Origin of the sequence: Periweissella ghanensis (assembly GCF_918814755.1) — a bacterium.
Lineage (GTDB): Bacteria > Bacillota > Bacilli > Lactobacillales > Lactobacillaceae > Periweissella > Periweissella ghanensis.
This window is the reverse complement of sequence record NZ_CAKKNT010000040.1, coordinates 1-9,754: the sequence shown is the minus strand read 5'-3', so window position 1 is coordinate 9,754 and position 9,754 is coordinate 1. Positions and strand designations below refer to the sequence as shown.

The window sequence follows — 9,754 nt, the reverse complement described above, 5'->3', positions numbered from 1 at the left end:
AGCCAATTTTTTTAATCGTATTCGATTAGAATTGGCATAAAAAAAGACCCTAAATCTTTTACGATTTAGAGTCTAAAAACTCAATATCAACATCATTTGACAAAGAGCCTTAATAACATTAAAAACGGCACAATCACTAGTGATAGGACGGTCGTTTCAGTTACCATTATCGCAGCGTAATCAACATCCGCTTCATACAAGCTCGCAATAATCGGCGCATTAGTCATGACCGGCATTGCTGATTGTAAAATAAAAACTTGTTTCATTAGTAATGGCATTTTAGTTGGTAGCAATAATAATGTCATTAAAACAGGGGCAATCACAAACCGGCCCAAAATAATCAAAATATTATCTCGCCGTAGTTTAAGATTCCCGCGACCAGCATTGGCAACTGAGTAACCAATAAAAATCATTGATAATGGGATCGTTAAGCCACCTAAATAATTTAAGTCCTGATTAATGAACGTTGGTAATTGAATATGCAATAACACTAAAATAACCCCGACAATAAAGCCCATTAATGGTGGTGAAAAGATCTTACCTAAAGTCGCTTTCCAATCAAAGGTCACCGCAACTTTCCCATCCCGTTGAATTAAATACACTCCCAACGTCCAAAAGATCGTCGTATTGGCCATATAGTAAATTAAAATATAGGGAATCGCTTTGTCCCCAAACAACGCTTGATTAATTGGTAACCCCACAAAGACCGTATTTGAATTAAAAAACATCGACGTAAATAAACCGCGGCGAGAACGTTTAATTTGAAATACCTGGACTAAAATCATCGCCAAGACCATTAGTAGCATCATTGAAATTACGGGAAAGCGTAAATCAGGGATAATTGCTAATAGCTCATGGGCTTGAAATTTTTGTGTGATGGTCACCACCATGTAGGCAGGTAATGATATTTGTGTTACCAAGCGCGTCAGTAAGCGTGCTGACTTGGCATCAAACCAGTTGCGTTTCGTTAAAATAAACCCCACCGCAATCATGATTAAAATAATCAAAACACCTGAAATACCATGTAAAAAAACACTCATTAGTGGCCCCTATCGTTCTTTCATAATTTGAAAAACGGCGAACAAGAATAATTGGACTAAGACAAAGCAAAACACAAAGGCAATCATATCTGGTGTGAAGGCATGTTTGATTTGCATTAACGTACCATGAAAATTAGTAATCAAATCGGTCGTATTTAATCGTTTATAACGGCCTAGATAAATTCCAACGGATGACATAAATGATAAAACCCCGTAAAAAAGGACTTGAATACTAAAGTCCGGGTCGCGGACAAAGCGTTCAAACACAAGCGTCGCACTTCCAAGTCCAAATAGCACGCCTGAGAAAATCCCTAAGGCTAAGATTGCGTAGTGCGCATATTGATAGGCCGTTACAATATTGGTACCGATGGCTGATAAATGAATAAAATCAGTAATCATGTACATCGTATTCGGATAAAAGGCGAGCCATATCAACCCTAATAAACCAGCAATAATATTACTCTTGATATGCTTAATGGCAAGACTAATATCAAATGGAATCAAGGCCAACGTGACATTAACGATTAAAAACATATATTGATTTTTAGTGATATACAAAAAACCAAGAAACATAACGACTAATATATGCAACAAGACAATTTGTGGGAACTCTTTTTTTAACAAATTGCGACCTCCTTGTATAGTTCTATTGTTTTCTATCATAACGCGGAATCTCGCGAAACAAAAAGATTTTTTAAATTTATTAAGTAATCTTTAGACCCTTGAAATAATAAGGATTACCTAGTAAAAAAGTCAGTCAATTTTTAGCAAACTGACTGACTAATTTAATTAAATACTATCACATTTTTAGCCTAAACTACTTATTTGTGGCTAACTGAGCGCCAGTACGCAAAAGCCCCAATCAACACGACTGCGCCAATAATAGTTAAAACAACTGGGTTTAATAAGCTACCCTTTTTAGTTGTTTTCTCACTACTATCAGTTGCCGCTTGGTGATGCTTTTTGTGGGAACTACTACTGTCAGTATCACTGCTTGTTTGATCATCGGCACTTGAAGATGAACTTGAAGATGATGATGATGAACTGCTTGATGATGAACTTGAAGCGCTTGAAGATGATGATGAACTAGTAGTTGCTTCAGCTTTCTTAGTTGCTTGACTACTCATTACCGCACTTGCGCTACTTGCTGAGCTCGCAGTAGCACTACTTGATGATGAACTTGCTTGACTCGCATTATTATTGGCATTACTATTTGGGACATTATTGCTCCCAAATTGGAATTGGAACTGATACCCAGATGTTTGGCCAGCTAATGAGATTGAACCACTTAATGCCCGTTGTAAATCCGCCGTGTAAAATGTCACTTGTGATACTTTGTCATCAGGGTCATTGCTAAGCACATTAACAGCTACCGGGCTACCATCAATAATTAATGATGTAATCTGGCTATTTGAAAGCGGACCAACTAGTTCGATATTAAAAGTAACTTTATACCGTGATCCCAATGCCGTTACTTGGGCTGGTTTATCAAAAAACGGATCAATTGAAGATACTTGATTAGTCTGACTATCCACGATAGTATAGCCAGTCTGGTAAGTATCAGCATGAATTGCCTTAGGGGCACACACTAAACTAACGGCAATCATTACCATTGCTACTAAATTAGCCATGGTTAACTTTTTTACATTCATTTTATTTATTCCTCTATTCAACTAATTCAATTAGTTATATTCAAAAATAAATTATACCATAATGTAAGATTACTAACGCTAGCATTTATTGTAATTTTAATTTTGCAATTTCTTGACCAAATGGCGTCTCATCATAATTCAGAATGGCCGTTTGAAGGTCTTCGTACGGTAAATTTGCCCCAAAAGTATTCACACCAGGTTGTAATTTTAATCCAGCGTTCAAATCATCTAGCACCAAAGCATCAAAACCAAAATCAGTGACAATTTGTCGTGCTTGTGCCACCGCTTGTCCATTATCACCAGCCACCGCAATGGCTTTGCGCATTGGGTTAGTTGGATTAATCACCATTGATTCATCCAATAAATCATGATACCCCATGTGATTAAAGGCTTTAACAACATTGCTATCCTTAAAATAATTTTGAACTAATTCACTAGTGCCGACTCGGGGATCATTAAATTCAGCCCGTTTACCATCAACCTCCCACCAATAATTCATGGCATCCAAGACTAATTTACCCGCCAAACTCGCGGCGTCAAGTTGGTTAAACTTACTTAATGGTAATGCTAGGATGATCACCTCATTATTAGCTAACACTTCGGTACTGGTCATGATCCTAGCTCCAGGTGCTAAGACCGTCATCGTTAAAGCAATTTTTTCAGCGGACCCCGAACCAGCTATCTGCACTTGATAACCTGCTTGGAGTGCGATTTGGGCTAAGACAACGCCTAATTTTCCCGCCCCAATGATACCAATTTGTTTAGTCATTGGCTGCCTCCGCTAAAATAGCTCGGACTTGCGGAATAACTTCCTTGGCGTATAGTTCAATAGTCTGTTCTCGTTCAGCGACCGTTTGATTCCCTGCACTGTAAACTAAATCAAAGCGTTTAACCCCAAGGTTTTTAATCGTACGGGCAATTTTTTTAGCCACTGTAGTTGGTGAACCAACATAGTATGAACCATTTTCAATTTCGTTTTCAAATCGTTCACGTGTCATTGGGGCCCAACCACGATCACGTCCAATGCGATCCATTGATACACGGATTGAACGCCATGCTAACTCACGAGCTTCTTCATCTGTTGGTGCAATCACACCGTGTGAGTGCATACCCACCGGATGAACTGGTGTCTGGAATTGTTCCGTCGCCTTTTCATATAATCGCATGTATGGCTTAAATCGTTCTGGTGAACCACCGATAATAGCTAACATAACTGGTAACCCATACCGGGCCGCACGAATAATTGATTCTGGTGAACCACCAACTCCAACGTATGTATCTAAATGACCACTTTCAGTTTTTGGATACACGTCAGCATTTTGTAACGGTGCCCGTGTTGTTCCTTGCCAAGTAACCGGTTTTTCAGTTAGTAATTGGCTAAATAAATTAAGTTTTTCCTCAAATAACACATCATAATCATTTAAATTAAACCCAAATAATGGAAATGATTCCGTAAATGAACCACGACCTAACATAACTTGGGCCCGGCCGTTTGAGAGTGCGTCTAACGTTGAGAAGCGTTGGAAAACACGAACCGGATCATCTGAACTCAATACAGTTACCCCTGTTGATAACTTAATCTTTTCCGTTTGCATCGCCATAGCAGCTAAGACCATTTCGGGACTTGAAATCGCAAAATCTTCGCGGTGGTGTTCACCGAGTGCAATAATATCGACCCCTAATTGATCTGCTAAAACTCCTTCAGCCACAACTTGCCGTAGGGCTTGCGCGTCTGATAACAATTCACCATTTTCATTAGCGGGAATGTCACCAAATGTGTCTAGTCCAAATAAAATTTTTTCCATTTTAATACCTCTATCATATCCATTTACTTATTTTTAGTAAGTATATCACAAAGCATCTTTTTAGCAAACCTTTTCAATTAAACACGTAAATATTTGCAGAATCGCTTAACTTTAAATTATAATAAGGACAATATAAACTTATAAAAATGAGGTTACTAAAATGAAAAAATTTGGATTAGTAATTCCGGTGGTGCTACTTGGATTCACCTTAGCTGCCTGCGGCCATTCAGATTCAGCTAACAAATCAACGAGCACCAATAGTTCAACCAGTCAAAGTTCCACTAGCCAAAATACAAGTACATCATCAAGTTCGTCAACTGATGCAGCTACGACTAGCGGCACCCAAAACCAAAGTAAACAACTAGCAGTTAAAAAGGCTAGTACTACGAGCCGTATTGGCCAATTAAATCACCAATTACAAGCCGCCCTCGGAGACATTGCTTTACCACAAGCGGATGGTCTCCAAAAAGGTAGTCAAAATTTAAATGTCCGCTATACTGGAAATACGACTAATTATCAAATTTTTTATAGCGTTGGTAATCAACCTAGTGCTTTTAACGCCGCGGCGCTTAGCAAACAAAATCCGTATGCAACTTTAAAAAAGGAAACCTTTAGTTCTAACGCCCAAGCAGCAGCCCAAATCAACCATATTGATGCCCAAGCTAACAAGGGCTTGCCAACTACTGATTTAGGTAGTGGCCTTACTGGTTACGCTGACCGTGGTGCTGGGAATATTCACTTATTATGGAATGAAGGTAACTGGTCACTATCTGTACATGCGATTAATATTGAAAATCAAGACCCCACGCCGATGGCTAAAAAAGTCGTCCAATTATTAAATACTTACAGTCTACCTGCCCCTAATAAATATGGCCAAATCCAATTTGACGTTAATATCAATCCAGGAGCGCGTGATCAAATCATTAAATGGCAAGAACAAAATATTGTTTACACCATCGAAGCCCATGACCCAACTACGGCCATTAAATTTGCCGCTAGCATCAAATAACCTTGCCCTATCAAAGGAGCCCTGCCCCCAATGGAAATCAACCAACTCCCCCCACTTGACTCTACTAATCACCAAGTAATTAATCCAAAACCAGCTGCATCTCAGCAAGCCGCTTTTACTGATGCCCTCAATCAAGCTCAGTCGACCGACAGTACCACCATTCAATGGGGTGACACATTATCTGCTTTGGCTGTAAAGTATCATACAACCGTGGCTCAATTAGCAACGGCCAATCATATTAGTAACCCGGATATGATTTATGCGGGTAACCAATTAATTGTTCCGGGGACAGCTAATGAGACGGTTGCTCCCGTCAATCCTGACGCAACCGCTACGGCCGCACCCACGCTTACCACCGCATCAGCCCCGGTAACTAGCATGGTACCAGCTCTAGATGCTGCGGAAAGTTCGGCCCGTGATTATATCGTGACCCATGAATCACATGGGAGCTACACGGTTCGCAATGGAAAATATATCGGGAAATACCAACTCGATCAAAGCTATTTAAATGGTGATTTTTCACCTGCTAATCAAGAACGAGTGGCCCAAGATTATGTCAGCAAACGATATGGTTCGTGGGCTAATGCCATGGCCCACTGGAAAACCCACCAATGGTATTAACCAAATCGGTGGGCATTATCACACAAAATAAGGGAGTGTGACATAACTCTTTTCAAGTACTAAATTGCTACCAAAACGCGCTCCAGAAGTCCGATATATTCGAAATACGACAAAATCCTCTATGAAGAATTTCTTCATAGAGGATTTTTAGTGTATTTCTCGATATCGCCCGACTTCTGTCACAGCTCCTATTTTCGTATTGTTAAATTAGGTATGTCAGCCTCGTTATTTAAATGGATTAAAGAAACGTCCACCATTAACTTTAAAGAGGCCAATACCAATTACAATAATGCCTGCAACCACTAGTAACGTCCCATAATCAGCTTTACCTAGCTTATGGTCCATATACCATGTACGCTTTTTATTGCGCCCAAAGCGGCGTAATTCCATCGCTTGACTGATGGTATCAATTCGTTCGAGGCTTGAAAAAATTAGCGGCATTAAGACTTGCGTTGCCCCTTTTAAGCGGGTAGCGAGCTTGGCTTTCTTTGAAAGTTCATACCCGCGGGCTTGTTGCGCTAAACTAATTTGTAAATAGTTTGCTTGCACATCCGGAATGTAGCGCAAAGCCAACGCAATCGCATAACTAATTCGATATGAAACCCCGACCCGATTCAAACTAGCCGCAAATTCACTTGGATTAGTCGTGATTAAGAAAATCAATGCTAATGGAACAGTCACAATATATTTAAGCGCCAAGTTAAATTCATAAAATAGCTGTTCTTGTGTCAACGTGAAATAACCATGGTTCCCTAAAAGTAAGTGTCGGGTGCCATAAATGTGGACGCCATATTCTGGCGCAAAAATGTAGACTGTAATTAAATTAAGGACGGAAAATGCAAAAATCACTTTAACTACTAAACTAATTTGGCGCCACGTAATTTTAGCTTGTTTAAACAAAATCAACGTCAAAATCATGACCACAATTGTAAAGCGCGTATCATAACTGGCCATCGCAATCACTGATAGGCCAATAAATGCTAATAATTTTGTGGCGCCACCTAAGTGATGTAACCACGTATCTTGCGGGTCGTACCCAAATAATTGATTATTCATGTTGACCTCGCATTTCATATTTAATCACTTGTTCGGTAAAGTTAACCGGATTAAGTTGGAAGCGTTGGGCTAACTTGTAGAGGCTGGTTTGGGCTAACGATGCGGCGGCGACCACCGTAGCATCAGCTAAAACCGTCGCCGGACTAGCATCGGCTAAAATCCCATCAGCACCCAAAGCAACCGTTCGCGTAGCGTATTCTAACATTAAATGCATATCATGTGTAATGAAGATTAATGTTACTCCCGTGGTAGCATTTAAATGCTGCAAAAACTGCATCATTTCGGTATAGTGGGCCCAATCTTGCCCCGCCGTTGGTTCATCTAAAATGATAACTTTGGGGGCTAAAACTAAAATACTGGCAATTGTCACCCGTTTTTTCTGCCCAAAACTCAATGCTGAAATCGGCCAATTTCGAAAGGCATACAAGCCACAAACTTTTAAGACTTCATCAACCCGGCGATCAATTTCAGCCGGTGCTAGCCCACGTAATACTAATCCTAAGGCGACTTCTTCTCGAATAAGCACTTTACTAATCATATGATTGGGATCTTGCATTACATAACCAATCTTGTCGGCCCGTTCTTTAACAGATAGCGTTGCTAAGTCAGTCGTCCCAAGCGTAATCGTCCCAGCATTTGGTTGAACAAATCCCGTGATTAATTGACTAAGGGTTGTTTTACCAACCCCGTTTTTACCAACAATAGCGAGCATTTCCCCTTGGTTGATCGTTAAATTAAAATCTTTAAAAATCTGGGGCCCATTAACATACTTAAAATCAACGTGGGCTAATGTGAGTAACGGTGTCGTTGCTCCTTTAGCCGTGGCTGGACTAGGTTGCGCTTGCCAAATTTGGAGCTGCTTTCCTAAATCTGGGGCCGTGATTTTTTCAACATCACTTAAATTAGTTACCGCGGTTAATGGGACTTGGGCTGCTTGTAAAGCTTCTAGGTATAATGGTGCCCGCAAACCAACTTCTTTAAATAAAGCCGTTTGTAAAATCACTTCTGGTCGGTCATCGGCAATAATTTGCCCCTCGCTCATCACAATGATGCGATCAACAGGTTGGGCCAACACATCTTCAATTCGGTGTTCAATCATCACAACAGTCATTCCCAAACGTTCATGTAACTGTTCAATTAACGCCATTGCTTGGGCCCCAGCAGCGGGATCTAACGCTGCAAGAGGTTCATCAAATAATAATATTTCACCTTCATCAATGAGAACCCCCGCCATCGCATTTCGTTGTTTTTGACCACCGGATAACGTTTGCGGATTTTGGCTTAATTGTAATTCTAAATCAAGTTCCTTTGCCCAGTGTTTAACTTTTGCTTGCATCGTTGGTAGTGCAGTTTCATCATTTTCCAAAGCAAATGCGATATCTTCTGCGGCCGTTAATGACACAAATTGACTATCGGGATCTTGTAAGACGGTTCCTACATGAAGTGATAAATCAAATAAATTAGCACGCGCAACATCGACGCCCGCCACCGTTACTTTACCAGTTAATTCCCCAGTTAAAGCGTGGGGAATCAACCCATTAATCAAGTTACCGAGCGTTGTTTTCCCTGAGCCAGAAGGACCAACAATCAATACCTTTTCACCTTGATTAATGGTTAAGTTAATATTTCGTAAGGTTGGTTCGGCCTGACTGTCATATTTAAAACTAACATTTTCAAAATTAATGACCGTGTTACTAGTAACTGAATTAACTGTTTGGGTCGTAGCTACCACCGCCGCTTTAGGTTGTGCTTCCTTAACTAGACTCCCACTCTGGGTCCGTGATTTAGCGTAAGCGATTAATAAAATAGTACCGATAACCCCAGTTGAAATACTATTAGAAATACTAGCAATTATCCCTTGGACAAAAACTTTGTTCGCCGGTTCTGAATAAATTAACATATCCAGACTGGGGGCAATTAAGCCCCAACCAATCACATTAATAATAACTTGGGTCGTATTGTAAATCGCAATTTTCTTTTTACCAAATTGACCACTTTCAATCGCAAGATAGTTTTTTAAAAAACCAATTGCCCAACCGACTAAACCAGTAGTAAAGACCCATGACCACCATGGACTACCAAATTGGGTCGCATCATTAAGGGCATGCCCAGCAAAGCCAATAATAAAGGCCGCCAAAGGCCCAAATAGCACGGCAAAAAAACCTAAAAAACCATATGACGTATCAATACTTGTATTTGGGAAAAATGTTGGAATCGATACCCATCGTTTTAATAAGAATAAAATAGCGGTTCCTATACCGATGGCGACTACCGTCCTTACACTTAACCCACTTCGTCTAGTTTGCTTGTTCACTTGTACTCCTCTCATAATCTCAATTATCTCTTATATATGTGCATAAAATGTATCACTTAAAATATTACTATAAAATTGAGCGTCTAGCAGTCTTTATTTAGATATCTAAAAATTATTTTAGCAACTCACCACTCCCATAAAATAATAAAAGGGGTTGTGACATAACTACCTCTTAAATAAAAATTCCAGATGGAAATGAGTATCATTTCCATCTGGAATTTTTTTATTTTGAAAAAAGTGAATAAATTAGCGAGCAC

Annotated in this window: 9 protein-coding genes and 1 pseudogene; 2 read left to right on the top strand and 8 right to left on the bottom strand. The window is 39.8% G+C overall.

All coding sequences use genetic code 11. The features are described from left to right. Positions 1 to 92: 92 nt before the first annotated feature. The 5 genes from LQZ76_RS09510 to LQZ76_RS09490 form a co-directional block, all read right to left on the bottom strand. A complete protein-coding gene (locus LQZ76_RS09510) occupies positions 93 to 1,040 on the bottom strand; it encodes an AEC family transporter (RefSeq protein WP_230099476.1) in 948 nt (315 codons plus the stop codon). A 9-nt stretch (positions 1,041 to 1,049) separates the two neighbouring features. Beyond that, positions 1,050 to 1,664 carry a DUF1361 domain-containing protein gene (locus LQZ76_RS09505; protein ID WP_230099475.1) on the bottom strand — a complete coding sequence of 205 codons (615 nt, stop codon included), beginning with the start codon at positions 1,662 to 1,664 and terminating at the stop codon, positions 1,050 to 1,052. 197 nt (positions 1,665 to 1,861) lie between these two features. Then, on the bottom strand, positions 1,862 to 2,692 hold the full coding sequence (locus LQZ76_RS09500) for an NEAT domain-containing protein (RefSeq protein WP_230099474.1): 831 nt from the start codon (positions 2,690 to 2,692) through the stop codon (positions 1,862 to 1,864). Positions 2,693 to 2,777: 85 nt separating this feature from the next. Beyond that, positions 2,778 to 3,461 (bottom strand): NADPH-dependent F420 reductase, encoded by a 684-nt coding sequence (locus LQZ76_RS09495; protein WP_230099473.1) that lies wholly within the window; start codon positions 3,459 to 3,461, stop codon positions 2,778 to 2,780. Further along, positions 3,454 to 4,497 (bottom strand): LLM class flavin-dependent oxidoreductase, encoded by a 1,044-nt coding sequence (locus LQZ76_RS09490; RefSeq protein ID WP_230099472.1) that lies wholly within the window; start codon positions 4,495 to 4,497, stop codon positions 3,454 to 3,456. The genes LQZ76_RS09495 and LQZ76_RS09490 overlap by 8 nt, the downstream gene beginning before the upstream one ends. Positions 4,498 to 4,657: 160 nt before the next feature. Here LQZ76_RS09490 and LQZ76_RS09485 point away from each other — a divergent pair, with 160 nt between their 5' ends. After that, a complete protein-coding gene (locus LQZ76_RS09485) occupies positions 4,658 to 5,506 on the top strand; it encodes a hypothetical protein (RefSeq protein WP_230099471.1) in 849 nt (282 codons plus the stop codon). A 30-nt stretch (positions 5,507 to 5,536) separates the two neighbouring features. Next, on the top strand, positions 5,537 to 6,127 hold the full coding sequence (locus LQZ76_RS09480) for a LysM peptidoglycan-binding domain-containing protein (protein ID WP_230099470.1): 591 nt from the start codon (positions 5,537 to 5,539) through the stop codon (positions 6,125 to 6,127). A gap of 225 nt (positions 6,128 to 6,352) precedes the next feature. Here LQZ76_RS09480 and LQZ76_RS09475 read toward each other — a convergent pair whose 3' ends face one another. The 3 genes and pseudogenes from LQZ76_RS09475 to LQZ76_RS09465 form a co-directional block, all read right to left on the bottom strand. Beyond that, positions 6,353 to 7,183, bottom strand: a complete 831-nt coding sequence (locus LQZ76_RS09475; RefSeq protein WP_230099469.1) for an energy-coupling factor transporter transmembrane component T family protein — start codon at positions 7,181 to 7,183, stop codon at positions 6,353 to 6,355. Beyond that, positions 7,176 to 8,867 carry an ABC transporter ATP-binding protein gene (locus LQZ76_RS09470; protein WP_230099477.1) on the bottom strand — a complete coding sequence of 564 codons (1,692 nt, stop codon included), beginning with the start codon at positions 8,865 to 8,867 and terminating at the stop codon, positions 7,176 to 7,178. The genes LQZ76_RS09475 and LQZ76_RS09470 overlap by 8 nt, the downstream gene beginning before the upstream one ends. A 78-nt stretch (positions 8,868 to 8,945) precedes the next feature. After that, a pseudogene (locus tag LQZ76_RS09465) lies at positions 8,946 to 9,512 on the bottom strand (ECF-type riboflavin transporter substrate-binding protein); the annotation flags it as partial. Positions 9,513 to 9,754 lie beyond the last annotated feature (242 nt).

Bases quoted from the DNA above. Each gene is read 5' to 3' on its own strand.
- LQZ76_RS09510 (WP_230099476.1), bottom strand. From the start codon at position 1,040: ATGAGTGTTTTTTTACATGGTATTTCAGGTGTTTTGATTATTTTAATC.
- LQZ76_RS09500 (WP_230099474.1), bottom strand. From the start codon at position 2,692: ATGAATGTAAAAAAGTTAACCATGGCTAATTTAGTAGCAATGGTAATG.
- LQZ76_RS09495 (WP_230099473.1), bottom strand. From the start codon at position 3,461: ATGACTAAACAAATTGGTATCATTGGGGCGGGAAAATTAGGCGTTGTC.
- LQZ76_RS09490 (WP_230099472.1), bottom strand. From the start codon at position 4,497: ATGGAAAAAATTTTATTTGGACTAGACACATTTGGTGACATTCCCGCT.
- LQZ76_RS09485 (WP_230099471.1), top strand. From the start codon at position 4,658: ATGAAAAAATTTGGATTAGTAATTCCGGTGGTGCTACTTGGATTCACC.
- LQZ76_RS09480 (WP_230099470.1), top strand. From the start codon at position 5,537: ATGGAAATCAACCAACTCCCCCCACTTGACTCTACTAATCACCAAGTA.
- LQZ76_RS09475 (WP_230099469.1), bottom strand. From the start codon at position 7,183: ATGAATAATCAATTATTTGGGTACGACCCGCAAGATACGTGGTTACAT.